This window comes from Pseudomonas sp. Pseusp88, assembly GCF_047303955.1.
Lineage (GTDB): Bacteria > Pseudomonadota > Gammaproteobacteria > Pseudomonadales > Pseudomonadaceae > Aquipseudomonas.
The window spans coordinates 79,977-106,448 of record NZ_JBGLYM010000001.1; the positions used below are offsets into that span (position 1 = coordinate 79,977).

Consider the following 26,472-nt stretch of genomic DNA (forward strand, 5'->3'; position numbering starts at 1 on the left):
TCAAGCAACTGAGAAAGATTGGCATTTACAACACGACGGACAAAAGCGTAGCGTACACCTCTAAATAGTGTCCTATCGCCAGTTCGAGTGCCCGTCGTGTCCGCCATGAAGTCCCGCCCGCTGTTTCGCCATCAACCTTTCGGCGAAGCCAGACCTTATCCGCGCAACCGTGTGCTGCTGCACTGGATATCCGCCGTGGTGATCATCTGGGCTACCTTCAGCGGTTTCGGTGTGGCCTTGCTGCCCAAAGACGACTCCGTGCGCGCCTGGGTCGAAAACCTCAATCCGCAACTCACCACCGTATTCATTCCATTTTTCCTCTGGCGCCTGTGGCTTTACCTCAAGGCCGGGCCGGAAGAAGCGCAAAGCATTCGCCAGAAAATCGCCCGCCTGGCGCATCTCGTCCTGTACCTGCTGATTTTCGGCGTATTGCTGACCGGCGTATTGATGATGAGCCACCCTGTGACCCTGTTTTCGCTGCTGCCTTTGCCGCAACTGGTCTACTCGGTCGATGCCCTGGCCGAGCTGCATACGGTGCACCACATCCTCTGCGCAGCCCTGGGCGTACTGGTGGCCGGGCATGTCCTGGCGGTCCTGCAGCATAAATTGGCCGGGCATTCGGTGCTGTACCGGATGAAGTGAAGCACGCCCCCGCTATCCGGCCCTCGCCAGCTCGCGTATAAACGCTGCATGTCCCACATGGAGCAACATGCATGCACGCTTGTAGAACAATGCTGCTGGCGACGATCGCCGTCCTGGCCCTGACGCCCCAGGCATTTGCCGTGGAAAAGATGAAGATCGGTATCCAGGGCGCCAACCCGCCTTTCAACAGCATGGACACCAGTGGTCAGGTGGCCGGTTTTGACCTGGAGATCGGTAACGCCCTGTGCGCCCGGATGAAGGTCGAGTGCGAAGTGGTGACCTCCGACTTCGACGGGCTGATCCCGGCGCTGAACGAGCATCAGACTGATTTCATCATCTCCTCGATGTCCATCACCGACGCGCGCAAGCAGCAGGTGGACTTCACTGCGCCCTATTACGTCAACAAGCTGCAGTTCATTGCGCCCAAGTCCACGGACTTCCCAAGCGACCTGAACACTCTGCAACAGACGCTGAAGGGCGAGACCATCGGCGCCCTGCAGCAGACCCAGGCCAGTGACTGGCTGCAAACCAAGATCGGCAGAGAGATCACCATCAAACTCTACGGCGCCCCGGAGAAAGCCTATGCCGACCTCGCCGGTGGCGGTGTCTACGCATTACTGGCCGATAAATACGCCGGCTATGAATGGCTCAAAAGCGAAGCCGGACAGAACTTCGAATTCAAGGGCGAGCCGGTTGTCGATCGCGATCAGGTCGGTATTGCCGTACGCAAGGGCGATCCACTGTGTGATCGCCTCAACACCGCACTCAAGTCAATTATCGAAGACGGCAGCTACAAGAAGATCAACGACAAGTACTTCCCGTTCAGTATTCTTTGACTGCAACCCCAATGTGGGAGCGAGGCGTGGGAGGTTCTGTGGGAGCGAATTCATTCGCGAAGAGGCCGGTATAGTCGACGTATCTTTGTCGTCTGAAACACCGCTTTCGCGAATGAATTCGCTCCCACATTCGCGCGCAGAATTTGCCCCCACTGTAAATTCAACACATCCCGACAGTTATGTGTTGTTTGAAAAAAACAGGCGCAACACATGACCCTTGATCCCACCTGGCAGGACGAACCTATCCACAGTCGCTTCCGCGCGCTGGACAGCTTCCTGTTCGCGTATCAGGAGCTGTGGCGCCCACGCCCCTTCACTCAACTGCAACTGCCTTGGGAAAGCCAGTATCCGGAACTGGCCCAATGGTTGCGCCAACGCTCGTTGAGCGAAGCAGAGGCCGCGCATAACCATCCCGAACAGCTCGACGCGCCCTTCCCCTTCAACGCCCTGGCCGCCGAGGCCACGGCGTTGAGCCAGGTCATGGCGCTGCCTGTCACAGCGCTTGAACCGGTTGCGGCACGCATGAGTGTCGATGTGCCAGGCCGCAAGTGGCAGCAGATCGAGGCATTTGCCAGCCGCTTGAACTTTGACAAACAGCCCGAGCACTGGCTGGACTGGTGTGCAGGCAAGGGTCATCTGGGCCGACGCCTGACCCACAACGGGCAGGCGCTGACGTGTCTGGAATACGATCCCGCCCTGATCGAGGCCGGACGCCTGCTCAGTGCACGGCTGCATGTCCACGCCGAACACGTGTGCCAGGACGTCATGGCCGACGATACCTGGCGCCGGCTGAACAACCACCATACGGCCGTCGCGCTGCATGCCTGCGGTGATCTACATGTACAACTGATGCATCTGGCCAGCCAGGTCGGTTGTCCGCAGCTGGCCATCGCACCCTGCTGTTACAACCGCATCAGCACACCCAGCTATCAGGCGCTCTCCAGCGAGGGCCAGGCATCAGCCTTGCACCTCTCTCTGGATGATCTGGGTCTGCCGCTGAGCGAAACCGTCACTGCGGGGGCCCGCGTGCGTCGGCAGCGCGATACCTCCATGGCCAGGCGCCTGGGCTTCGATCTGCTGCAACGAGAAATCAGCGGCGTCGATCAGTACTTATCCACACCTTCGCTGCCGCCCGCCTGGCTCGACAAGTCGTTCGCCGACTATTGCCGAGAGCTGGCCGAACTCAAGGGCCTGCCCCCCTTGGGCAACCCCGACTGGGCCGCCCTCGAAGCCGCCGGCTGGCAACGCCTGGCGCAGGTACGCAATCTTGAGCTGCTGCGTAATCTGTTCCGGCGCCCGCTGGAACTCTGGCTGGTGCTGGACCGCGCGCTATTTCTGCAGGAGCGCAACTATAGCGTGCAGATCGGGACCTTCTGCGACAGTCAACTGACTCCGCGCAACCTGTTGTTGTTGGCCGAGCGCCGTTGATCCAGATCAAGCATTAAGCCTGTGGATAACTCTGTTGATGGAAGTGGGATTACCTGTGTCGAAAAACTGGCCTGCCGGATAAATCGACCAACGGTCTTTTTTCAATCCGTCCTGCAAGCCCCGTAAATACAAGGCCTTACAGAATGCTGAGAAGCGCTCCACAAAAAACGCAATGAAGCGGTAGTGGTTAATCGCGCTTGTGAATAACGCTGTCCGGAGTGCTGCCACCGCAGAATTATGGCCACGCATTTTTATCATGCATGTGCTAAAGACTGACCATAGCCAATTTGCATTAGTCATGGCAGGTGTAGCATTGGCAATCTTGTCTCAACTGTCGGAAAGACGGCCCCCGCTTCTGGAGCCCGACCACCCATTCGCTTATAGAGGACACGCTCGATGAAAAATCTTGAAGCCGCTCAAGCAATCAGAAAAGCCGACCTGCATACGCCCAATCAACTGGGCGAAGAGGCCCGCCGCGATCTGTCGGCAGAGTTGAATGCCCTGTTGGCTGACACGTTCGCCCTGTACATCAAGACCAAGAACTTCCACTGGCACATGTCGGGCCCGAACTTCCGCGACTATCACCTGCTGCTCGATGAGCAGGCCGATCAGATCTTCGCCATCACCGACGCCGTAGCAGAGCGCGTACGCAAACTGGGTGGCACCACCCTGCGCTCCACCGGCCATATCAAGAAGCTGCAACGCCTGCTGGATAACGACGCCGACTTCGTTACCCCGGCTGACATGCTGGCCGAGCTGCGCGAAGACAACATGCAACTGACCGCCTACATGCGCGGCACTCACGCCCTGTGCGACGAGCACAATGACGTCGCCACCGCCAGCCTGCTGGAAAACTGGATCGACGAGGCTGAACGCCGTACCTGGTTCCTGTTTGAAACCAGTCGGGTTTAACGGCTTGCAAGCGACATAAACATGTGGGAGCGAATTCATTCGCGAAGGCGGTAACCCGGCCATAGATATGTATCGATTGCATGGCCTCTTCGCGGATGAATCCGCTCCCGCTTTATCGTATCTATCCCAGCCTGATCAGAACGCCGGAACCACCGCGCCCTTGTACTTTTCAAGAATAAAGGCCTTGGTTTCCGGGCTGTTCAACGCCGCCACCAACTTCTTCACCGCATCGCTGTCCTTGTTGTCCTGACGGGTAACAAGAATGTTTGCGTAGGGCGATTCAGCACCTTCGATGATCAGCGCATCTTTCATCGGGTCCAGCTTGGCGGTCAGGGCATAGTTGGTGTTGATCAGCGCCAGATCCACCTGGGTCAGCACGCGCGGCAGGGTCGCGGCTTCCAGTTCACGAAATTTCAGGTTTTTAGGGTTCTGCGCAACATCACTTGGCTTGGCCAGGATGCTGGTCGGGTCCTTGAGGGTGATCAGCCCGGCCTTGGCCAGCAGCAGGAAGGCGCGGCCTTCATTGGTGGCGTCGTTGGGCAGCGCCACCACAGCACCGTCAGGCAGGTCAGCGATGTTCTTGATCTTGTCAGAATAAGCCCCGAAAGGTTCGACATGCACCTTGGCGACCGCGACCAGGTCGGTACCCTTGCCTTTGTTGAACTCATCCAGATAGGGCTGGTGCTGGAAGAAGTTGGCGTCCATACGTTTCTGATCGACCTGCACGTTCGGCTGTACATAGTCGTTGAATACCTTGATCTTGAGATCCACACCTTCCTTGGCCAGGGTCGGTTTGACGAACTCGAGGATCTCGGCGTGAGGTACTGCACTGGCAGCGACGGTCAGGGTTTCGTCGGCGTGGGCGGACAGTGCAACCAGGGCGGCCGCGATGGCCAGCAACTTCTTCATGAGACAAATCCTTTTTTAACGGTATGTAAAATGCGCGACCAGTTTGTCGCCGACGGTTTGCAGAATCTGCACCAGCACCAGCAACAATACGACCGTCACGAACATCACATCGTTCTGGAAGCGCTGGTAACCGTAGCGAATGGCCAGGTCGCCCAGCCCCCCGGCACCCACGGCACCGGCCATGGCGGTGAAGGACACCAAAGCAATGGCGGTCACGGTAATGGCCGCGAGGATGCCGGGGCGTGCCTCGGGCAACAGGGCCTTGATGATGATCTGGCGGGTCGTGGCACCCATGGCCTGGGTGGCTTCGATGATGCCGCGATCCACTTCACGCAAGGCGGTTTCCACCAGGCGGGCGAAGAACGGCGTCGCCCCGGCAATCAGTGGCGGCAAAGTGCCGAGGATACCCAGGGAAGTGCCGGTGATGATTTCAGTCAACGGCATCATGACGATCAGCAGGATGATGAACGGCAGCGCCCGCAGAATATTCACCACCAGGCCGACCGCCGTGTAGAGCGGCTTGTTTTCCAGCAACTGGTGCGGCGAGGTGAGGAACATCAGCACGCCCAGGGGCAGGCCCAGCAGCACGGTGAACCCCAGGGAAATGCCGAGCATGGTCAGGGTATCGCCGGTCGCGATCCAGATCTCATACCAGTCGACATTGGAAAACAGTGCGATCAGGGCTTGCATCAGCGCAGCACCTCCATGTGAACGTCAGCAGCGGTGAAGCGAGCAAACGCCGCTTCCATGTCGCCACCGGTAATGGCCAGCGTCAACTGCCCGTAGGGGGTGTCCTTGATACGATCGATACGGCCGGCCAGGATGCTGTAATCCACGCCGGTTTCGCGGGCGACGGTACCTAACAGCGGCGCGTAGGTCGCTTCACCCTGGAAGGTCAGACGCACGATACGACCCTGAACATGGGCAAAGTCGTTGCGCTGCTCGTTCTCGTCGACCTGCTCATCTTCCTGAACGAAACGCTTGGTGGTCGGGTGCTGCGGATGCAGGAACACATCGGCCACTGCGCCCTGCTCGACGATACGCCCGGCGTCCATCACAGCAACCTGATCACAAACCCGACGGATTACGTCCATCTCGTGGGTGATCAGCACGATGGTCAGCTTCAGCTCGCGGTTAATCTCGGCCAGCAGTTGCAGGACCGACGCCGTGGTCTGGGGGTCAAGGGCACTGGTGGCTTCGTCGCATAGCAGAATTTTCGGTTTCGTCGCCAGGGCACGGGCAATGCCTACGCGCTGCTTCTGCCCGCCGGACAACTGCGAAGGATATTTCTTCGCATGTTCGGACAGCCCGACCCGCGCCAGCAACTCGGCGACACGCTGGTCGATCTCGGCTCGGGGCATGTCACCACTGAGCGTCAGCGGCATGGCCACGTTATCAGCGACAGTGCGCGAGGCCAGCAGGTTGAAGTGCTGGAAGATCATGCCGACCTGCTGGCGGAAACGCCGCAGACCATTGGCGTCGAAGGCCGTGACGTCTTCGCCGTCAACGACTATCTGGCCGCCGCTGGGGGTTTCCAGGCGGTTGATCAGGCGCAACAGGGTGCTTTTACCGGCACCGGAGTGGCCGATCAGGCCGAACACCTGGCCGTCTTCGACGCGCAGGCTGGTGGCGTGCAGCGCAGGGATTTCCTTGCCTGCAACCCGATAGGTTTTATGGACGTTATGAAACTCGATCACTGAGCGAACCTTGTGGGGCGCGGTAATAAATTCAGCGCGACGGGCTGGGCGCGCGCGGGCTGTTTCGCATCGGCTGGATAAACCGGGCGCGCATTTTAGCCTGTCCGCCGGGAGGTTCTTAGCATTTATTTCGCGACAAACCATTGTTTATGGCATAACGCGATCAGCGGCGCGGGCCCTCGCGCCGGGAGCGCGAAGGCCATGGCAGGGCTTACAGCCGGGCGGGCTTGATCACGAGTTGGGCCGGCGCGCTACGTTCGATCTGGCGTTGCAGATGCAGCTCGAAGTTCGGGTTGAGCTTGACGATACGCTTGGCCAGCAGGGTCGACAGCCAAGGATAGTCATCGACGCGAGGCACCTGTAGTGTCACTTCGCAGTTGAAAGCAACGATATCGGCGGCAATTGCGTCCAGTTGCTTGCGTAATTGCGGCATCTGACCGATTTTCAGCTCTACCACGCTGGTTTCGGCGGTGGGATCAATGATCTTGGCGCTGCGCTTGGCTTCGGCGACCTTCAATTCGGCTTCGGCCTTGTCCAGCTCGGCCTTGCGCGCATGGGCAATGGCGCCATTGACGCCACTGGTCAGGGCCGGGGCCTTCGGCATCAGCGCACGGGCACGGCTCAGGGCCGTGGCAGCGGCATTGACGTCGCCTTTTTGCAGCACGATCTGGCTGCGGCTCAAATAGGCTTCGGCCAGCTGGCGCTGGTATTGCTCCAGTCGGCTGTCATCGGGGGTTTTGGCTTGCAATGCTGCCAGTTGGTCTTCGGCAGTCGCCAGTTCCTTGCTGTTGATGCTCTGCTCAAGCTGGGCATACGGGTCGGGCGCTTCGACCGCAGCCGGAGCCTCGACTTGAGGTGTGTTCTGGCAGGCGCCCAACAGTATGGAAAATGCGGCAAGCAGCAGATAACGGGATGCGAACGGCTTCATTCCTGCGATTCTCTAATTGCGCAAAAAACGAGCAAGTCTACACATAATGACCCTGCCCCGAAAATAACTGTTCAATCTGCACGGGCTTGACAGAGCCGTCATTGCATATTGCCGCTATTTACCTGCGCAGTATGACTCGCAATCCGGCACAAGGTTCTATCGCTTGGGTAAAACGAAACTCAACAAGAACAACGCGGCCGCAGATACCACTATAGACGGGCCTGCAGGGGTGTCCTTGAACCAGGACATGGCCAGGCCAAGGCAAACAGCCAGTATCCCGATCACACTGGCACCCAAGGCCATTTGCTCGGGCGAACGGGCGTGACGTTGTGCCGCAGCCGCCGGGATGATCAGCAGAGAGGTAATCAGCAGTACACCGACGATTTTCATGGCTACTGCGATGACAATGGCAATCAGCAACATCAGGGTCATGCGCAGGGTCGCGACCGGCAAGCCTTCGACCTTCGCCAGCTCTTCATGCACGGTAATGGCCAGCAACGGTCGCCACAGCGCGATGATCAACACCAGCACGGCGGCGCTACCGCCGAGGATCCAGGCCAGATCGGTGGTGCCGATGGCCAGCAGATCGCCGAACAGATAGCCCATCAGATCGATACGCACTTCATGCATGAAGCTCAGCACCACCAGCCCGAGGGACAGCGTGCTCGGTGCCAGGATCCCCAGCAACGTATCCGACGCCAAGGGTTGGCGCTGTTGCAGGGTCACCAGCAGGATCGCCAGCAACAGACAGCCGACGGTTACCGCCAGGGTCGGGCTGACGTCCAGCAGAAAGCCCAGTGCCACGCCCAGCAGTGCCGCATGGGACAAGGTGTCGCCAAAATAGGCCATGCGCCGCCAGACCACGAACGACCCCAGAGGGCCTGCCACCACAGCCAGGGCCAGGCCCGCGAGCAAGGCATAGAGTAGAAAATCAGCCATGCTTGCAGCCGTCTCCGTGAACATGGGTATGAACATGCGCCGTGGCGGACGCGACGTCTTCGACCACGCTGCCGTGCAGGTCGTGGGCATGGTCATGATGGTGGTGGTAGATGGCCAGGCTCGGCGCGTGATTGCCGAACAGCTCGACAAACGCCGGATCATGGCTGACCTGCTCCGGATGACCGGAACAGCAAACGTGGCGATTGAGGCAGACCACCTGATCGGTGGTGCTCATGACCAGATGCAGGTCATGGGAGACCATCAGCACCCCGCAACGGTGACGATCACGCAGACGGGTGATCAGACTGTACAGCTCAGCCTGCCCGGCAACATCGACGCCCTGCACCGGCTCATCAAGGACTAACAGCTCAGGCTCGCGCAACAGTGCCCGCGCCAGCAGTACGCGCTGCATCTCGCCGCCGGAAATCCCTTGCACCGGGCTGTCGATGACCTTCTCGGCGCCGACCTCGACCAATGCAGCCAAAGCGGCGGCGCGGTCAACACCGGGCACCAGGCGCAGAAAGCGCAGTACCGATAGTGGCAGGGTCGGATCCACGTGCAATTTTTGCGGCATGTAACCGATGCGCAGCTTCGGCTTGCGCCAGACGCTGCCGGAAGTGGGCTTGAGCAAACCAAGCACCGCACGCACCAGCGTAGTCTTGCCCGCGCCATTGGGGCCGATCAGGGTGACGATTTCGCCGGGGCTGACGCTCAACTGGATATTGTCCAGCACGCTCTGCCCGGTCAGGGTCACCGCAACCTGTTCAAGACGGATCAGCGCATCGCTCATCAGGCCGCCTTGCACCCGGCACAGACCCCGATGACTTCCACGGTTTGCCCTTCGACCTGAAAACCGACTTCGGCGGCGGCGGCAATTACCGCTTCACTGATAACAGGATGTTGCAATTCGATGGCGGCATGGCACTCCCGGCAGATCAGGAACTGACCCTGATGCGCGTGGGTCGGGTGGTTGCAGCCGGTAAAGGCGTTGAGCGAGGCGATGCGGTGCACCAGGCCGTTTTCCAGGAGGAAATCCAGCGCGCGGTACACCGTCGGCGGCGCAGCGCGGCGGCCGTCTTCTTCGCTGAGCACGGCGAGAATGTCGTAGGCGCCCAGGGGCTTGTGGCTTTGCCAGACCAGTTCCAGCACGCGGCGGCGCAGTGCGGTGAGGCGCAGGCCTTTACGGGCGCACAGGGCATCCGCTTCGGCGAGTGCGGAATGCACGCAGTGGGAGTGATCGTGTGGGCGACTGGCCAGGGGAGTTTTGGGCATGAGCAGCGACGCGTTTTGTGAGAGACGTTATTATGTTACCCGTTCCGGTCCTCCATGAGTGCTCTACGTGCGCCGTCTTCTTAGCCTTTTTGTCGTTTTCTCGGCCAGTTTGTTGGCCGCTGCCCCTTCCCAGGCCGATGTTCGGGTCCTGACCAGCATCAAACCCTTGCAGTTGATCGCCACCGCCGTGCAGGACGGCGTAGCGATTCCCGAAGTGTTGCTGCCGCCTGGCGCATCGCCACATAACTATGCCCTGCGGCCATCCGACGTACGGCGCGTGCATGACGTCGACCTGTTCTACTGGATAGGCCCGGACATGGAGAGCTTCCTGCCTCGTGTACTGACGGGCCGGACCCTGCCGAGCGTTGCCGTGGAATCATTGCCAGGCATGCATCTGCGCCACTTCGCCGCTGATGGCGCATCCCATGGCCATGAGGATGATGCTGACGAACACGACCATGATCACCGCCCCGGCAGCCTGGATGCTCATCTATGGTTGTCCACGGTCAACGCCCGGGTCATTGCGCAGAAGATGGCCGACGACCTCAGTGCCGCCGACGCCACCCATGCCGAGCGCTACCAGAGCAACGCCAAGGCTTTTATCAGTCGTCTGGATGCATTGGATGGCAAGATCAAGGCGCGGGTAGCCAAGGTCGCTGACAAGCCATTCTTTGTCTTCCACGAAGCCTTCGACTACTTCGAGGAGGCTTATGGCCTCAAACACGCCGGGGTATTCACCGTCGCCGCCGAAGTCCAGCCCGGCGCCCAGCACGTCGCCGCGATGCGCGCGCGCCTGACCGAAGCGGGCAAGACCTGTGTATTCAGCGAGCCACCGCTACGCCCGCGCCTGGCCGAAACCCTGACCACCGGCTTGCCGGTCAAACTGGCGGAACTCGATGGCTTGGGCGGCTATACACCCGCAACGGCCAATGGCTATGAGCTGGTGTTGCAAAAGTTGGGGGATGATCTGGCGGGGTGCCTGGAGAGTCTGTAACCGCGCGTTAGCACCAAATTGAAATGAAACCCTGTGGGACCGGCTTCAGCCGGGAAGGCGCCTTCCCGACTGAAGCCGGTCCCACAGAATGTCAGCGCTCTTCAGAGCGCAAACGGCAACGCGATCAACACGCCCTGGCGATGCTCCAGGCGCGTCTGAAATTCCGCAGGGTCGTGAATCAGCACGTCCTGCCCGGCAAAACTCTCTGCGGCGATCAGGCGTGACAGCCAGAAACGCACGCAGGCGACCCGCAGCATGGTCGGCCATAGTTCTGCTTCGGCGGCGGTAAACGGCCGCAGCGCCGCATAGGCCCCCAGCATCGCCCGGGCCCGGGCACCGTCGAGCTGACCTTCGGCGTCGGAGCACCAGTCATTCAAGGCAATCGCCACGTCGTAGAGCATCGGCCCCGAACAGGCGTTGTAGAAGTCGATCAGGCCGGTGAGGTGCGTGCCTTCGAACATGGCGTTGTCACGAAACAGGTCGGCATGCAGATTGGCCTTGGGCAGGCCGAGGATCCGCTCCTTGCGTGGTTCGATCTCCTCCAGCGCGCTGCGCAACAGCGCGGCCTGGTCCGGTTGCAGGTGTGAGAGGAAGTTGCCGCCCTCACGCAGCATCCAGTCCAGACCGCGATCGGTCTTGCGCTCCAGGGGCTTGTCACGGGTCGCCAGGTGCAGATGCCCCAGCAACTCACCCACCTGCACACAATGCTGGGCGTTGGCATCCTTGATGTGCTTGCCCGGCAGGCGTGGCTGCAGCAACGCCGGTTTACCGGCCAGTTCACGCAGGGCGGCGCCGTCGGTGGTGCGCAGGGCATAAGGCACCGGCAGGTCGGCGGCGTGCAGCACGTCGAGCAGCTCGATGAAGAACGGCATCTCCTGCACAGGACCGCGCTCGACCAGGGTCAGCACGTACTCGCCCTGTTCCAGGCTGATGAAGTAATTGGTGTTTTCACTACCGGCGGCAATGCCTTGAAAGTCACGCAGGCGGCCCAGGCCGTAGGGCGCCAGAAAAGATTCCAGCTCGGGGCGAGTCAGGGGAGTGAACACGGACATATCAGCACTGCCAGTCAAAAAAGTGAATATAGGGCGTTACCAACTGAAAATTTCCCATTGGGGAATCAGCATTTCCCGCGAATCCGGGCGGGTGAAACCGGCACTGGAACCGTCAGGCGGCACCAGAAAATAAGGCTTGCCGTGCTCCGGCGTGACCTTGACCGCATACACGGCGCCATTCTTGCGGTACTCGGTGATGCGCGTCTCGGGATCGTAATGCGCCGTGACGCCCGGCTCTGCTGCCAGCGGGTCTTTCTGTGCGCCGCTCCCTGCGCAGCCCAGCAACGAGGAGGACAACAACAGGATTGCCAGCAACAGGCGATTTTCTTTGCGCATGATAACCTTGTCGCTTTGTCGTCAATGGTCCGCGCATTCTAGCGCCGCGCCCGCCGAAAAGGTTGATTCTGCCCATGAGCCAAGCTCCCCTCGTCCTGGTGGACGGTTCGTCCTACCTGTACCGCGCCTATAACGCGCTGCCAGACCTCCATACGTCCAAGGGCTTGCCGACCGGTGCAGTCAAGGGCGTGCTGAACATGCTCAAGAGCCTGCGCAAGCAATATCCCGACAGCCCGTTCGCCGTGGTCTTCGATGCCAAGGGCAAGACCTTCCGCGACGACATGTACCCTGAGTACAAGGCCAACCGCCCAAGCATGCCGGATGACCTGCGCGTGCAGGTCGACTTGCTGCATGCCTGCATCAGGGGCCTGGGCTATCCGCTGTTGTGCGTCGAGGGCGTGGAAGCCGACGATGTGATCGGCACCCTGGCCCGCAGCAGCGCGGCGGCGTCGCGACCGGTGATCATCTCCACGGGCGACAAGGACATGGCGCAGTTGGTCGATGGTCACATTACCGTGGTCGACACCATGACCGGTAGCGTGCGCGACATTGCTGGCGTAAAGGAGAAATTTGGCGTCGGTCCTGAGCACATTATCGACTTGCTCGCGCTGATGGGCGATTCGTCGGACAACATTCCCGGCGTGCCGGGTGTCGGAGAAAAGACCGCCGTCGGTCTGCTCGTCGGCATCGGCGGCGGCCTGAAAGAGGTGTACGACAACCTCGACGCCATCGCCGGCCTGCCATTTCGCGGCGCAAAAACCCTGGCACCCAAGCTGGAGCTGCATCGCGACGCCGCGTTCATGTCCTACGCCCTGGCGACGATCAAGACTGACGTGCCTCTGGCCGTGGGAGTCGACGCGCTGCATTGCGCAACGCCGGATCACGCTGCCCTGCTGGCACTCTACACCGAGCTGGAGTTCAAGAGCTGGATCGCCGAGATCGAGCGCGATGCCAAGCGCGCGGGGCTGGAGGTTACGCCGGTAGAGGTAGTACCCCCTGCCGAGTCGAGCTACGAAACCATCCTCGATCAGGCCCGCTTCGACGCATGGCTGGAGAAGCTGCGCGGCGCCAGCCTGATTGCCTTCGACACCGAAACCACGGGCCTCGACGCCCAGCAGGCGCAACTGGTGGGTCTGTCCTTTGCCGTCAAGGCAGGCGAAGCGGCCTACATTCCGCTGACCCACTCCTACATGGGAGTGCCCGAGCAGTTGAATCGCGACGACGTGCTGCGCGCACTCAAGCCACTGCTGGAAGACCCGAGCAAGGCCAAGGTCGGTCAGAACGCCAAGTTCGACATGAATATCCTTGCCAACTGCGCTATCGGCGGCGATCCGGAATGCGGCATCGCTGTTCAGGGCGTGGCCTTCGACACCATGCTCGAGTCCTACGTGCTGAATTCCGTCGCGACCCAGCACGACATGGACAGCCTGGCGATGAGGTACCTGGGACACCAGACTACCAGCTTCACCGACATCGCCGGCAAAGGTAAGAAACAGCTGACCTTCGATCAGATAGCCCTGGAGCAGGCCGGCCCCTACGCCGCCGAAGATGCCGACATCACCCTGCGCTTGCACCAGGTTCTGTTCGAGAAACTGGAAAAAGAACCCCGCCTGCTCAGCGTGCTCACTGACATTGAAATGCCATTGGTGCCGGTATTGGCGAAGATCGAGCGTGAAGGCGCCATGGTCGACGCCAAGTTACTGGGTCTGCAGAGTGTCGAGCTGGGCACCAGGATGGTTGAGCTGGAGCGTGAAGCCTTCGCCATCGCCGGTGAAGAGTTCAACCTGGGCTCGCCTACGCAATTGGGCAAAATTCTCTACGAAAAACTGAACCTGCCGATCCTCGGCAAGACGCCGGGGGGCAAGCCGTCCACTGCGGAAGAAGTACTGGTCAAACTGGCCGAAGCGGACCACGAGCTGCCCAAGGTGCTGTTGCAGTACCGCACCATCAGCAAACTGAAAAGCACCTACACCGACACCCTGCCGGGGCAGATCAACTCTCGTACGGGGCGCGTGCATACGTCCTACAACCAGGCGGGTGCAGCCACCGGCCGTTTCTCGTCCAGCGAGCCGAACCTGCAGAACATCCCCGTGCGCACCGCTGAAGGTCGCCGAATCCGTCAGGCATTCATTGCCCAGCCAGGCTACAAGCTGTTGGCGGCCGACTATTCGCAGATCGAGCTGCGGATCATGGCCCACCTGGCCAAGGACGAAGGGCTGCTCAGCGCGTTCCGCCAAGGCCTCGATGTGCACAGGGCTACGGCAGCCGAGGTTTTTGCGGTGGAGCTGGATCAGGTGACCAACGACCAGCGCCGCAGCGCCAAGGCGATCAACTTCGGCCTGATCTATGGCATGGGCGCCCAGGGCCTGGCGCGGCAGATCGGCGTCGATGGCAAACAGGCCAAGGCCTATATCGACCGCTATTTCGCCCGCTACCCGGGCGTTCGTGAATACATGGACCAGACCCGCGAGAAGGCGGCGAATCAGGGCTATGTAGAAACCCTGTTCGGTCGTCGCCTGTACCTGCCGGAAATCAACTCCGACAAGCCGATGCAACGCGCTGGCGCCGAACGTACGGCAATCAACGCGCCGATGCAGGGCACTGCGGCGGACATCATCAAGAAGGCCATGGTGGCGGTGAATGGCTGGCTAGAAACCTCAGGCCTGGACGCCCGCGTGATCCTGCAGGTCCACGATGAACTGGTACTGGAAGTGCGCGAGGACCTGATCGAACAGGTCAGCGAACAGATTCGCCCGCACATGAGCGGCGCGGCGCAACTGGACGTGCCGCTGCTGGTTGAAGTGGGTGTGGGCGATAACTGGGATGAGGCGCATTGATCGGCCTCATCGCTTAGAGAACACAAGACAGGTGGGACCGGCTTCAGCCGGGAAGGCGCAGGCATGATCGATACATTTGTATCCTGTGCCGCATTGTTTTCCCGGCTAAAGCCGGTTCCACATTCAGCAACAGGTACCGGTCGGGCAAAAAGAGATTTCGGACGCTACGGAACTTTGCAGACAAAAGCCCGGTCTGATCCTGCGATTGGCCGAAAAGCCTTTCAATGCTCCTAGTTGTGTTAAGTGTTGGCAGATATCTGGAACCCACCCTAAGGTTCCGGACTTAAACCCCGAACTTCCCCTCCCCATATGAAGTCCGGGGTTTTTTTTGCCCGCGATTTACTCGGCGGGCGCCTTGTCTTCCAGTTCCATCCAGTTCGCCAGCACGCCGTAAGCCTCTTCCAGCCCCATGCGCTTGGGCGCCGAGAACAGCTGGATGGTCACCGCTTCGCCCCAACCCTTGCGAATTTCCGACTGCACTTTTAGCAAGGTGTTCTTGGCTGCGCCGTAGGTCAGCTTGTCGGCCTTGGTCAACAGAATGTGCATCGGCATCTGACTGGCAATGGCCCAGTCGAGCATCAACAGATCGAAGTCGGTCATCGGATGGCGGATGTCCATCATCAGAATCAGCCCCTTGAGGCTCTCACGACTCCCCAGATAAGCCTCCAGGTGACGCTGCCAGTGCTGCTTGAGCGGAATCGGCACCTTGGCGTAGCCGTAACCCGGCAGGTCGACCAGGCGGCGCTCGTCATCGAGCTGGAAGAAGTTGAGCAGCTGGGTGCGGCCCGGGGTCTTGGAAGTTCTCGCAAGACTGGCGTGGGTCAGGGTGTTCAGTGCACTAGACTTACCAGCGTTGGAGCGACCGGCAAACGCCACTTCGAAGCCTTCGTCGTCAGGACACTGATCGACTTTGGCGGCGCTGAGCATGAAGGTTGCCTGTTGGCACAGACCGAGGATTGGATTCTTGAGTTGCATGTGATTTCCGGTGAGGCCAGCGCCAGCAGGGGTGCGGCAAGAGGTGTCATTTCCGTTTAAGCGACGCAAGTATATAATGCCGCAGATTTTGTGTGTGTTTTGTCCCGTTCGCGGGTAAAACCGCTATAGCGAGAACCAATATTGCGCATTAGAACGCAATCCGCTTTCAACCTGATAAGGGTTTCGCTAGCCATGAAGACTTTGGCGCCGTTCGCGACAGGGGATTCAAAGCGATGCCAATGCGTGGACAGTGCAGGGACAGCAGTAGTGCGGGCTTGTGAACCATCACCAAAAAAAAGTGAGCAAGCCCGATCCCTCTACTAACTTTTCACCTTAAAGCCGATTTGGATTACCTGATGAACAAAATACTCGTGAGTCTGCTCCTGAGCCTGGGCATCTGCGGTGCGACCCAGGCCGCCGATCTGATCGGCAACGCTGCAGCCGGACAAACCAAGGCCGCCGTGTGCGGGGCCTGTCACGGTCCGGATGGTAACAGCATGGCTCCCAACTTTCCGAAGCTGGCCGGCCAGGGCGATCGCTACCTGCTCAAGCAACTGCATGACATCAAGGAAGGCAAGCGTACCGTATTGGAGATGACCGGCCTGCTGACCAACCTCAGCGATCAGGACATGGCTGATATCGCCGCGTACTTCTCCAGCCAGAAAGGCTCGGTGGGGGCCGCAGATCCGAATCTGGTCGCCAAGGGTGAAGCGCTGTTCCGCGGCGGCAAGCTGGACCAGGGCATGCCATCGTGCATCGGCTGCCACTCGCCCGACGGCGCAGGCAACTCCCCGGCCGGCTTCCCGCACCTGGGTGGCCAGCACGCGGCTTATATCGCCAAGCAACTGACAGCCTTCCGCGAAGGAGAGCGTACCAATGACGGCGACACCACCGTCATGCGCTCCATCGCCGCCAAGCTGAGCAACAAGGATATCGAAGCCCTGTCGCAGTACATCCAGGGCCTGCATTGATTATTAAGGGATCGTTAAGAAATCGGCTCAAATAAATAGAAATCTTTTCACATGATTTGAGTAGCTACACGGTGTTAAAAAGGGCGGCCCTGGCTGCCCTTTTTTGTGTCTGCCAGCGGTACACTAGCGAACTGATGTCTTCGCGATCGGTCTATTACGGTCATTGGAAGACGACTCACACTGCCTCAGGAGTTAAGCATGCGTAATCTGATTCTCAGCGCCGCACTGGTGGTTGCCAGTGCATTCGGTATGTCCGCACAGGCGGCTGAGCCAGCCAGTGCCGGTCAACAACCCTACGTGGAGCTGAAGAGCGCTGTGCCTGTCTCTGAGCCAGGCAAGATCGAAGTTGTGGAAATGTTCTGGTACGGCTGCCCGCACTGCTATGCCTTCGAGCCGACTATCAATCCATGGATCGAGAAGCTGCCGGCTGACGTTCACTTCGTCCGCATTCCAGCCATGTTCGGCGGCCCATGGGATGCCCACGGCCAACTGTTCATCACGCTGGACACCATGGGCGTAGAGAAAAAGGTTCACGCAGCCGTGTTCGACGCGATCCAGAAAGGCGGCAAGCGCCTGACCGATCCAAATGACATGGCAGAATTCGTGGCCACCCAAGGCGTCGACAAGGCCAAGTTCCTGGAAACCTTCAACTCGTTCGCCGTCAAGGGCAAGATCGCGCAGTACAAGGAACTGGCCAAGAAGTATGAGATTACTGGCGTACCGACCATGATCGTCAATGGCAAGTACCGCTTCGACATCTCCTCTGCCGGCGGCCCGGAAGCAACCTTGAAACTGGCTGACGACCTTATCGCCAAAGAACGCGCGGCAGTTGTGAAGCAGTAAGCCGCCATGCGTCGCTGGCGTAGCGAGCGTGTCGTCGGTCGACCTGACCCCAAGGTCAACGAACACCACCTGCAAGCGAGCGCACTCCCGGCCGATGGCCGACTGCGCTTGCTCAGCTTCAATATCCAGGTCGGTATCAGTACCGAGCGCTACCAGCATTACCTGACGCGCAGCTGGCAGCACCTGCTGCCGCACACCGGGCGCGCCAACAACCTGCAGAAGATCGGCAACCTGCTCAACGATTTTGATCTGGTTGCCCTGCAGGAAGTCGACGGCGGCAGCATGCGCTCGGGCTACGTCAATCAGGTCGAGCACCTGGCTCACCTCGGCGCATTCCCTTACTGGTATCAGCAGCTCAACCGCAATCTCGGGCGTTTTGCCCAACACAGCAACGGCGTACTCAGCCGCTTGTGCCCTACCGCACTGGAAGATCACCCACTGCCAGGCCCTGCCGGGCGCGGGGCGATTCTCGTACGTTTCGGCGAAGGCGCCGACGCCCTGGTCGTGGTGATGATGCACCTGGCTCTGGGCGCGCGCACCCGGACCATGCAACTAGCCTACATTCGCGACATGATCGGCGATTATAAGCACCAGGTTCTGATGGGCGACATGAACACCCACGCCGTCGATCTTCTGGAACACTCGCCATTGCGCGACCTCGGATTACTCGCCCCGCAAGTCGAAGCGACGTTTCCCAGCTGGCGGCCGCAACGCTGCCTTGACCATATTTTGCTCAGCCCTACACTGACCCTCGAAAGGGTTGCAGTGCTGGCCCAACCCATCTCCGATCACCTGCCCGTAGCCGTGGAGATCCGCCTCCCCGATTCGCTGCGCAAGGACTCGCTGCCTGTGCCAGGTAACCCCGTCGGACCCGTTGCATGAGCGAAGAAGCAGAGCGCTGGAAAGAGAAATACCTCAAGGGCATCGAACAACAGGACAAGCTCGAGCGGCGCTGGAACGCCCGCCTCGACCTGTTGCGTCGTGGCCTGGTGCGCAGCAGCCTGGCGGCGGAAGGCACCGACAAGGCGGTCGACCTGTGCATGAAGGAAATGCGCGAAATCGTGCGCAAGGACGACATGGACGCCGGCCTTGCGGGCCTTATCCCGCGCCTTGAAAAAGCCGTGCTCGACTCCGAGCAGCGCCGCGAAGTTCGTGTAGGGCAAATCAGCAGCGCCCTGGCCGCACTGGTCACGCAACTGCAAACCCTGCCGCTGCCGCGGGATGTCAGCAAACCGCTCAAGCGCTTTGCCAAGGATCTTGAAGAGCGCGCCGGCCAGGCTCGCGAGCTGCCGCTATTGCTCAGCGAACTGAGTGGCCTGCAAGGTCGGGCGCTGACCTATCTGGAAAAAGACGAAACTGAACGCCCCGGCCTGCTGCAACGCCTGTTTGGCAGCAAGGAAGGCGCGCAACCCACTCATGACGAGACGCAGGCGGCGCCAGCCCCTGGAGCCACCAGTGCGCCGCAGACCGCGCAGCAAGGTGAGGATGAGGATGAGGATGACGACGAAGATGACGCCATCATCTCACCGCCCGCTCCTTTGGCCGCAGCGCCGATAGCGACAGCAAAACCCGCCACACCCGCCGCAACCATTGCAGAAGCAGTGGCGTCTGCCCCACCAGTGGTCACCGCACCGACTCCAGCCATAACGCCAGAGCCGCTCGCCGCGACCGAACCTGTGCCGGTCAAAGCTCAGGATGAGCCCGTAGCCGCCTCTGCGGCACCGGTACCCGCAGCTACACTGCTCACCACTCAATCCGCGCCCCAGCCGGTGGCAGTTGCTGTCGATCCGGCATTGGAGTTCATGCTGGCACCCACGCCAGTGGTGGAATTCGACTATCGGCTGGCAGCAGCGGTGGAGGGCGCAAATGAAGAAAGCGGCGAAGAAGGCGAAGATGTCGAGGGCGAAGGCGAAGGTGAATTTGCCCTGCCAACCTCTCCCGAGCCCAGCTACAGCTCGGTCGCCGCCCATATCGAAGAAACCCTGCTGGGCCTGCTCAACGACCTGGTCCTGCCTGAGCATCACCGCCCCCAGGCCGAAGCCATGCGCGTGCGCCTTGAACACGGGCTCAACTGGTATGAACTGCTGCCGATCCTCGACGATCTAGCGGTGTTGATGCTGGCAATAACCGACGGTGGTCAGCATGAGTTTGAAGTCTACCTAAAGCAACTCAACGAGCGCCTGGAGTCTTTCCAGAACAATCTTCAAGCGGCCAGTGACGACCACGCTGATCATCACGCCACGTCACGCCAGTACGACAGCCAGCTGCGCGAGCAGGTCGGCGGCTTGCAGAGCAGCGTTCAAGGGGCGGCTGACCTGCCGACCCTTAAACACATCCTGGAAAGCCGCCTGGAAACCCTCATCGGCACCATGGATCACCATCAGCGGCAACGCGATGCCCGCGAGCAGGAAGTGGCGGCCAAACTGCAAGGCCTGTCTGCGCGCGTGGCGACCATGGAACAGGAGGCCCTGGGCTTCCGCAGCCACCTTGAAGAACAGCGGCAGAAAGCGCTGATCGACCCGCTGACCAACCTGCCCAACCGCGCCGCCTGGGGTGAACGCCTGGAGCAGGAAACCGACCGTTGGCAGAAGAACAAAAGCAGCCTGCTGATCTGCATATTCGATCTGGACAATTTCAAGCGCATCAACGATGGCTATGGTCATCTGGCTGGCGACAAGGTACTGAAGATTATCGCAACCCAGCTCAAGCAGCGCTTGCGCTCCGAGGACTTCATCGCCCGCTTCGGCGGCGAGGAGTTTGTCATGTTGCTGCCCAACACGACCGTGGGCACCGGCCTCGCTCACCTGGAAAAACTGCGCGCCGCAGTTGAAGCCTGCCCGTTCCACTTCAAGAGCGAGCCAGTGACCATCACCGTGTCCATCGGCGTAACCGCCTTGCGCCAGGGCGAGCGTACCGATGTGGCGCTCAAGCGCGCAGATCAGGCCCTGTATCGCGCCAAGGAAAACGGCCGCAACCGCGTCGAACAGGGTTAACAGCCTGACACATTACTGCTGCAGTCAATATGCAACCCGGGCGCAGCATTACGTTATGCTATTGCATTTCCTGCCAGCCAGGCCCGGTGCGTCATGAAACTGCTGCTATCTCTGTTTTTCTTCGTTCTGCTGACGTCTTGTGTCACCAACAACCGGTATGACACCAGCCACCTGACGCCCACCAACCATGACAGCCGTATTCAATACGTTATCGTCCACTACACCTCCGCCTCGCTGGAACGCTCCCTCCAGCTGCTGACCCATGGCGAGGTCAGCAGCCACTACCTGATCGGCGATTCTCCGGCGACCGTCTACAAGCTGGTCGATGAAAACGACCGCGCCTGGCATGCCGGGGAAAGCGAGTGGGAAGGCCGCACCTGGCTGAACTCCAGCTCCATCGGCATCGAGATCGTCAACCCTGGCTATACCGACTCGCCGACAGGGCGCGTGTGGTACCCCTACAACGAAGATCAGGTACAGGCGTTGATCGTGCTGCTAAAAGATGTGATCGCGCGCAATCATATCGACCCACGCCACGTCCTTGGCCACAGTGATATCGCCCCTCTGCGCAAGCTCGATCCCGGCCCGATGTTCCCCTGGAAGCGCCTGGCCCAGGCCGGTATCGGCATCTGGCCCGATGAGGCCGAGGTTGCCCGACGTCAGGCCATCATGATCGACGAAATCCCCAGCCCGGCCTGGTTCCAGCAGCAATTGGCGCGCCTGGGCTACGCCACGCCTCAGACTGGAGAATGGGACGTTGCAAGCCGCCATGTACTGGCAGCCTTCCAGATGCACTACCGCCCCGAGCGCTTTGATGGCGAGGCCGACGTACAAAGCGCGGCGATTCTGCAGGTGTTGAATAAAAGCGAATAACGGCGCGTACTTATCTTGATCAGTGCCGTTCGCCGCATGGGCGAGCATTTTTTCTGACGCTTGCTATACCTGATGGGTATCCACAGAGATGCCCGCAATGTACAACGCTGCAAGCTTGCGAATACTGCTCTGCCGCCCCTTGCCACTGGCCTTGTCTGCAGCACTGCTGAGTGCCGTACTGCTATTGTGCGGCAGCGCCGGGCTGGCGGTGCATCAAGCCAGACAAAACGAGAGCGAACAGATGAACGCTCAGGGCCAGCGCTTCCTGATCCGCCTTGAACAACTGTTTGCGCAGTTGCGTGCCGGGCTGGATCAACTGGAGGCGCAACCCCTGCGCCAGTGCACGCCGCCGCTGGTCGAGCGCTTGCGCCAGGTGATTTTCAGCTATCGCTTCATCTACGAAGCGGCATACGTGGGCGGCGACCAGGCCTGTTCCAGCTGGTCGCGACCCAGCATGCTGGCGCAGTCAAGGGCTCCGGACATTCGCGGGCCTACTTATGATTACTGGCTCAATACCTCGGCCCAGCCGGATGACAATCTCGCCGCACTGGTGCTCGGTCGCGGGGATTTCCGGGTCTCTACCTCCCGCGGCCACCTGACCGACGTAGTCGACCTTCCGGCCGAAGGGAGTCTGCTGGTGGTACTGAATAACGGCCTGAAGGCGATACCGGTACTCGGCGCCGATCAGCCCTGGCCGCCAACACGGGATTGGTCCAACACCAGCCCGCAGACACTGATCAGTACCGGCACGCGGCTGATTTACCGCATGCCGACACAAAGCCCCGAATACCAATTGGTGGTTATCACCCCGCGCAGCAGCCTCCAGCAGAGCATCACCACCGCCTGGTGGCTACTGGTGCCGGTCAGCCTGCTGGTCGCACTGTGTATCGGCGCACTGGTACTGCAACTGGCCCGCCAACGCCGCTCCCTCGGCGGCGAGCTGCATGGCGCTGTGCGCCGTGGCGAGTTGCAGGTGCTGTATCAGCCGATCTTCGACCTCGACAGCCGTCTGTGTGTCGGTGCCGAAGCCCTGGTGCGCTGGCGGCGCCCGGATGGCACCCTGACCAGCCCCGACCTGTTCATCCCTTTAGCAGAAAACACCGGGCAGATTCGCCAGATCACTGATTTTGTCCTGCAACAGACGCTGGAACAACTGGGGCCGTTGCTACGCGCCAATCCGCAGCTATATATCTCGGTCAACCTGGCGGCCTGCGACGTCATGGCACCGCGTATAGGCCGGGTCACCGCGCGCCTGTTAGCCCTGCATAAAGTCGCGCCACGGCAGATTGCCTTCGAAGTGACCGAGCGCGGGCTGATCGACGTAGTCGTAGCCCGCAATCATCTGCAAACCCTGCGTGATCGCGGCCATCAGGTGCTGATCGACGATTTTGGCACCGGCTATTGCAGCCTCGCTTATCTACAGACTCTGCCGGTGGATTGCTTGAAAATCGACAAGGCATTCATCGACGCCCTCGGCCACGACGCAGCCAGCAGTGGCGTCGCTCCCCATATCATTCGCATGGCCCACGCCTTGCAACTGCGTGTGATCGCCGAAGGCATCGAATTCGAAGCTCAGGCAATGCTGCTCCAGAGTGAAGGGGTGCGCTATGGCCAGGGCTGGCTGTTCGCCCGGCCGCTGAGCGCGAGCCAGTTCAGGGAGTTGGTGACGGGTGGACGGCGCAGGCAGAGAGGGCGGCGCACGGATGATGTGGCGTAAGTCAAAGGTAAAAGCGAGCTCTGTGGGAGCGAATTCATTCGCTCCCACAAGGTTTAGACGTACTCCTAAACCGGCAACGCCATATAAAACTGCGTACCCTGCCCCGGTCGTGAATAAACCCCCATGCGTCCGCCATGCAACTGGACGATTTCCTTGCACAGCGCCAGCCCAAGGCCCGCGCCGCCCTTCTTGCGACCGACCTGGACGAATGGCTCGAAGATCCTTCCCTGTTGCCCGTAGGCAATGCCCTCACCGTTATCTTCAACACCGATGATCAGCCGCTCGGCGTGACGCCGGGCCTGCAGGCGGATCAAGCCGTTGTCCGGGGTGTGGCGCAGGGCGTTGTCGAGCAGGTTTTCCAGCACCCTATCCAGTTGCGCGCGGTCGGCATGCAAGTGCGGCAGGGTGCCCTGCGTTTCCACCATAAGCACAATCCCGCGTTCCAGGGCCAAGGCTTCATATCGCTCGCGAGCATGCTCGAGCAAATCGTCGACAGAAATAGCGGTAAGGCTGAGTTTTTGCAGCCCGTTCTGGTAACGGGAGAAATTCAGCAAATCGTTGATTAACTGCATCAGGCGCTGCATTTCTTCGTTGACCGTGGTCAGCAGGTCGGTTTCCCGGGATTCGGCAGGGAAATGCAAACGCTCCTGCAGCAGCCCGAACGCCATGTGCATACCGGTCACTGGCGTACGTAACTCGTGGGAGGCGCGCAGGACAAATTCGCTGCGCACCCGCTCGAATGCACGCTGTTCGGTCACATCGTGCAGAACCATCACCGCACCCAGGATATGGCCCTTGGTATGGCTGACCGGAGTCAGGCTGTAGGTCAGCAGGCGCGACTCGCCATCCACTTCGACACTCAGGTCTTCAGGCGCCTGGTCCGGCATACCGCCGCGCAGGGTCAGGTACAGTTGCTCGTCCATTTCCGGGCGCTCCAGCGCCTCGCCAAGCCCCTGGCCGAGCCGACTTTCGTCCCAGCCCAGTTGCCGCTGAGCCACGGGGTTAAGGTGCTCCAGACGCCCCTGGCGATCGATGATCAACAGCCCGTCATCGATACTGTCGAGTACGGCCTGCAAGCGTTGCTGACCAGCCAACAGCTCGTCGACGTTGGTGGCCTGATGCTGGCGCAAGGCTTCGGCCATGATGCCGAAGCGGCGGGTCAACTGGTTCATTTCGGCCGCCGACGAGAGCGGCAGTGTCACTTCGAAATTGCCCTGCCCAATGTTGTCTGCCGCCTTGGCCAGAGCCTCAATGGGCGCGCCGAAACGGCGAGCAATGCCGTGAGCCGTGATGAAACCGATACCCAGTACGGCGATACCGACCAGCCCCAATAGCGCGGCTATCCATAGCGCACGCTGGCGCGAATCACTCTCGGCGTCGCTGATGCTCTCCAAAGCAAGTCTGTGCGAATTCAGCAATGAAGTGCGCAGCGCATTGAAGCTGGAACTCAACGCCAGGTTGTCATGCAGGCTGCGCGAGCCCCCGTCAGACTGATCATAGGTATTGATGAAGCTTTTATAAGCCAGGGCAACGTCGCTGAAGCCCGTGCGCAGGCGGTTCTCGCGCTCGTATTCAGTCGCGGCGGTCAATAACTCGCTGAATTGCGCCTGGGCGCTCTTCAATGCATCGCCTTCCGGCCTGCCCTTGAGCATGATCACCAGTTGATCACCCAGGTTCTGCCGCAGCTTGAGCCCCATATCGAGGGTTTCAAAACTGTGCTGAATCAGCGCTTCCTGGGTTTTGGCCATTTGCACGACGCTGACCAACCCAAGCAGCAACCCCAGCAAAGCCACGGTAATAAGCGCCGAAATGCTGAGAAATAGTCGGGTTCGTAACTTCATCGCCAGTTTCATGCGCGGATCACAGGTTGTACTGCTTGCGTTTGCGATAGAGAGTGGAAGCGTCGATACCCAAGGTCTTGGCCGCCTGATCCAGGGTGTCACTGGTGGCGAGTACGGCGCCGATGTGGGCTTTTTCCAGCTCGTCAAGACTCAAGGCCGCGCCGACGCGGGGGGCGTTATTGGTCGGTTGCTCGCCCATCCCCAGATGGCTGACTTCAACCCGCTCCTGCCCGCAGATAATGCTGGCGCGCTCGATTACGTTGCGCAGCTCGCGAATATTGCCGGGCCAGCGGTAGTTGAGCAGCGCCGCTTGAGCCTCTTCACTGAAACCGCGGGCCGGGCGCACGTAATCTTTGACGAAGCGGGCGAGGAAACGGTCGGCCAGGGTCAGGATGTCTTCGCTGCGCTCGCGCAAAGGTGGCAGATGCAAGGTGATGACATTCAAACGATAAAGCAGGTCTTCACGGAAGCGCCCGTTACGCACCATGTCCTCCAGATTGAGGTTGGTGGCCGCCAGAATGCGGACGTCGGCGCGGCGGGTGACCGGGTCCCCGACCCGTTCGTATTCCTTGTCCTGAATAAAGCGCAGCAACTTGGGTTGCAGAGTCAGGGGGAAATCGCCGATCTCATCGAGAAATAGCGTACCACCATCGGCCTGATTGACCCGGCCCAGTGTGCTCTCGCTGGCACCGGTAAACGCGCCGCGGCTGTGACCGAATAATTCGCTTTCCATCAGCTCGGCTGTCAAGGACGGGCAGTTGATGGTCACGCAGGACTTCTTGGACCGCTTGCTCCAGCCGTGAATGGCCCGGGCCAGCTCGCCCTTACCGGTGCCGGACTCGCCGAGGATGAGGATGTTGGCGTCGGTATTGGCCACCTGCCGTGCGGTCTCCAGTACAGCCATCATCGACGGGCTATGGGAATCCAGACCGTCCTTGGGCTTGCGCACCTCGCCTTCCAACGCTTCCAGGCGCGCCGACAGCTGCCGCACTTCCAGCTGCTTGGCCGTGGCCAGACGCAACTGGTCCGGGCTGCAAGGCTTGACCAGATAATCGGCAGCACCGGCCTGGATAGCGTCGACCGCCGTATCTACCGCCGAATGCGCGGTGACGATGACTACGCGCATCCACGGCGCCTGGATACGCATTTGCGCCAGTACCTCAAGGCCATTGTCTTCGCCAAGCCGCAGATCGAGGAAGCACAGGTCGAACACCTGTCGCTGCAACAGCGCATCAGCCTGGGCCGCGCTGTTCGCGGTGGCGACTGTATAGCCTTCGTCTTCGAGGCAATAGCGGAACGTTCGCAGGATCGCGGATTCGTCATCCACAAGCAGAATACGGCCCTGAATCTCAGTGGCTTCTTCCATTTTTCCTACGCTCCTAAGTGAATGATCTTGGTTAGTCACGGAATAATCGTGCAAGTTGCATGGCGAATTCTGATTGATTATGCGGGCTGCATGGTATCTATCTGCCCACAA

Annotated in this window: 23 protein-coding genes and 2 pseudogenes; 12 read left to right on the top strand and 13 right to left on the bottom strand. The window is 60.3% G+C overall.

The window, feature by feature from the left end:
• Positions 1–105: 105 nt before the first annotated feature.
• The 4 genes from ACCD02_RS00385 to ACCD02_RS00400 all read left to right on the top strand — a co-directional run bounded on the left by ACCD02_RS00385 (position 106) and on the right by ACCD02_RS00400 (position 3,818).
• Positions 106–642 carry a cytochrome b gene (locus ACCD02_RS00385; RefSeq protein WP_413297956.1) on the top strand — a complete coding sequence of 179 codons (537 nt, stop codon included), beginning with the start codon at positions 106–108 and terminating at the stop codon, positions 640–642.
• Positions 643–713: 71 nt separating this feature from the next.
• Positions 714–1,478 (top strand): transporter substrate-binding domain-containing protein, encoded by a 765-nt coding sequence (locus ACCD02_RS00390; protein ID WP_413297958.1) that lies wholly within the window; start codon positions 714–716, stop codon positions 1,476–1,478.
• A gap of 210 nt (positions 1,479–1,688) precedes the next feature.
• Entirely contained in the window at positions 1,689–2,906 is a 1,218-nt protein-coding gene (locus tag ACCD02_RS00395; RefSeq protein ID WP_413297959.1) for a methyltransferase, read from the top strand.
• A gap of 396 nt (positions 2,907–3,302) precedes the next feature.
• A complete protein-coding gene (locus tag ACCD02_RS00400; protein ID WP_413297960.1) occupies positions 3,303–3,818 on the top strand; it encodes a Dps family protein in 516 nt (171 codons plus the stop codon).
• Positions 3,819–3,953: 135 nt separating this feature from the next.
• Here the strand turns inward: ACCD02_RS00400 and ACCD02_RS00405 are convergent, their stop codons facing one another.
• From ACCD02_RS00405 to ACCD02_RS00435, 7 genes are all read right to left on the bottom strand, one after another.
• Positions 3,954–4,727, bottom strand: coding sequence for a MetQ/NlpA family ABC transporter substrate-binding protein (locus tag ACCD02_RS00405; protein WP_413297961.1), 774 nt, complete (start codon positions 4,725–4,727; stop codon positions 3,954–3,956).
• A gap of 15 nt (positions 4,728–4,742) precedes the next feature.
• Positions 4,743–5,417 (bottom strand): methionine ABC transporter permease, encoded by a 675-nt coding sequence (locus ACCD02_RS00410; protein ID WP_413297962.1) that lies wholly within the window; start codon positions 5,415–5,417, stop codon positions 4,743–4,745.
• Positions 5,417–6,424 carry a methionine ABC transporter ATP-binding protein gene (locus ACCD02_RS00415; RefSeq protein WP_413297963.1) on the bottom strand — a complete coding sequence of 336 codons (1,008 nt, stop codon included), beginning with the start codon at positions 6,422–6,424 and terminating at the stop codon, positions 5,417–5,419. The genes ACCD02_RS00410 and ACCD02_RS00415 overlap by 1 nt, the downstream gene beginning before the upstream one ends.
• 211 nt (positions 6,425–6,635) lie before the next feature.
• Positions 6,636–7,352 (bottom strand): PA5502 family lipoprotein, encoded by a 717-nt coding sequence (locus ACCD02_RS00420; protein ID WP_413297964.1) that lies wholly within the window; start codon positions 7,350–7,352, stop codon positions 6,636–6,638.
• Positions 7,353–7,508: 156 nt separating this feature from the next.
• A complete protein-coding gene (gene znuB / locus ACCD02_RS00425) occupies positions 7,509–8,291 on the bottom strand; it encodes a zinc ABC transporter permease subunit ZnuB (RefSeq protein ID WP_413297965.1) in 783 nt (260 codons plus the stop codon).
• Entirely contained in the window at positions 8,284–9,081 is a 798-nt protein-coding gene (znuC, locus tag ACCD02_RS00430) for a zinc ABC transporter ATP-binding protein ZnuC (RefSeq protein ID WP_413297966.1), read from the bottom strand. The genes znuB and znuC overlap by 8 nt, the downstream gene beginning before the upstream one ends.
• The gene (locus tag ACCD02_RS00435; protein WP_259101508.1) at positions 9,081–9,563 is read right to left on the bottom strand and encodes a Fur family transcriptional regulator; all 483 of its coding nucleotides are present in this window, start codon (positions 9,561–9,563) and stop codon (positions 9,081–9,083) included. The genes znuC and ACCD02_RS00435 overlap by 1 nt, the downstream gene beginning before the upstream one ends.
• Before the next feature lie 67 nt (positions 9,564–9,630).
• Here ACCD02_RS00435 and ACCD02_RS00440 point away from each other — a divergent pair, with 67 nt between their 5' ends.
• On the top strand, positions 9,631–10,557 hold the full coding sequence (locus tag ACCD02_RS00440) for a zinc ABC transporter substrate-binding protein (protein WP_413297968.1): 927 nt from the start codon (positions 9,631–9,633) through the stop codon (positions 10,555–10,557).
• Between the two features lie 101 nt (positions 10,558–10,658).
• On the opposite strand, the gene ACCD02_RS00445 is transcribed toward ACCD02_RS00440, so the two are convergent.
• Together ACCD02_RS00445 and ACCD02_RS00450 are read right to left on the bottom strand one after the other, a co-directional pair.
• Positions 10,659–11,609, bottom strand: coding sequence for a homoserine kinase (locus ACCD02_RS00445; protein WP_413297969.1), 951 nt, complete (start codon positions 11,607–11,609; stop codon positions 10,659–10,661).
• Positions 11,610–11,645: 36 nt separating this feature from the next.
• The gene (locus ACCD02_RS00450; protein WP_413297970.1) at positions 11,646–11,945 is read right to left on the bottom strand and encodes a DUF2782 domain-containing protein; all 300 of its coding nucleotides are present in this window, start codon (positions 11,943–11,945) and stop codon (positions 11,646–11,648) included.
• A 74-nt stretch (positions 11,946–12,019) separates the two neighbouring features.
• On the opposite strand from ACCD02_RS00450, the gene polA reads away from it, so the two are divergent.
• On the top strand, positions 12,020–14,782 hold the full coding sequence (gene polA, locus ACCD02_RS00455; RefSeq protein WP_413297971.1) for a DNA polymerase I: 2,763 nt from the start codon (positions 12,020–12,022) through the stop codon (positions 14,780–14,782).
• A gap of 339 nt (positions 14,783–15,121) precedes the next feature.
• Here polA and yihA read toward each other — a convergent pair whose 3' ends face one another.
• Positions 15,122–15,757: a ribosome biogenesis GTP-binding protein YihA/YsxC gene (gene yihA, locus ACCD02_RS00460; protein WP_413297972.1), complete on the bottom strand. Its 636-nt coding sequence runs from the start codon at positions 15,755–15,757 to the stop codon at positions 15,122–15,124.
• Positions 15,758–16,113: 356 nt separating this feature from the next.
• Here yihA and ACCD02_RS00465 point away from each other — a divergent pair, with 356 nt between their 5' ends.
• The 6 genes from ACCD02_RS00465 (at position 16,114) to ACCD02_RS00490 (ending at position 23,154) form a co-directional block, all read left to right on the top strand.
• Complete coding sequence (locus ACCD02_RS00465) at positions 16,114–16,728, top strand: c-type cytochrome (protein WP_413297973.1); 615 nt, start codon at positions 16,114–16,116, stop codon at positions 16,726–16,728.
• A 198-nt stretch (positions 16,729–16,926) separates the two neighbouring features.
• Positions 16,927–17,571 (top strand): thiol:disulfide interchange protein DsbA/DsbL, encoded by a 645-nt coding sequence (locus ACCD02_RS00470; RefSeq protein ID WP_413297975.1) that lies wholly within the window; start codon positions 16,927–16,929, stop codon positions 17,569–17,571.
• A gap of 6 nt (positions 17,572–17,577) precedes the next feature.
• Positions 17,578–18,453: an endonuclease/exonuclease/phosphatase family protein gene (locus ACCD02_RS00475; protein WP_413297976.1), complete on the top strand. Its 876-nt coding sequence runs from the start codon at positions 17,578–17,580 to the stop codon at positions 18,451–18,453.
• Positions 18,450–20,564 carry a GGDEF domain-containing protein gene (locus ACCD02_RS00480; protein WP_413297978.1) on the top strand — a complete coding sequence of 705 codons (2,115 nt, stop codon included), beginning with the start codon at positions 18,450–18,452 and terminating at the stop codon, positions 20,562–20,564. The genes ACCD02_RS00475 and ACCD02_RS00480 overlap by 4 nt, the downstream gene beginning before the upstream one ends.
• Positions 20,565–20,657: 93 nt before the next feature.
• On the top strand, positions 20,658–21,437 hold the full coding sequence (locus ACCD02_RS00485; RefSeq protein WP_413297979.1) for an N-acetylmuramoyl-L-alanine amidase: 780 nt from the start codon (positions 20,658–20,660) through the stop codon (positions 21,435–21,437).
• Between the two features lie 97 nt (positions 21,438–21,534).
• Positions 21,535–23,154, top strand: coding sequence for an EAL domain-containing protein (locus tag ACCD02_RS00490; protein WP_413297981.1), 1,620 nt, complete (start codon positions 21,535–21,537; stop codon positions 23,152–23,154).
• A gap of 65 nt (positions 23,155–23,219) precedes the next feature.
• On the opposite strand, the pseudogene ACCD02_RS00495 reads toward ACCD02_RS00490, so the two are convergent.
• The 3 genes and pseudogenes from ACCD02_RS00495 to algB all read right to left on the bottom strand — a co-directional run.
• Positions 23,220–24,614 (bottom strand): annotated as a pseudogene (locus ACCD02_RS00495) (sensor histidine kinase); the annotation flags it as partial.
• Positions 24,588–25,007, bottom strand: a pseudogene (locus ACCD02_RS00500) (KinB sensor domain-containing domain); the annotation flags it as partial. The pseudogenes ACCD02_RS00495 and ACCD02_RS00500, both read right to left, overlap by 27 nt.
• A 7-nt stretch (positions 25,008–25,014) precedes the next feature.
• Positions 25,015–26,361: a sigma-54-dependent response regulator transcription factor AlgB gene (gene algB, locus ACCD02_RS00505; protein ID WP_413297982.1), complete on the bottom strand. Its 1,347-nt coding sequence runs from the start codon at positions 26,359–26,361 to the stop codon at positions 25,015–25,017.
• Positions 26,362–26,472: the final 111 nt, after the last annotated feature.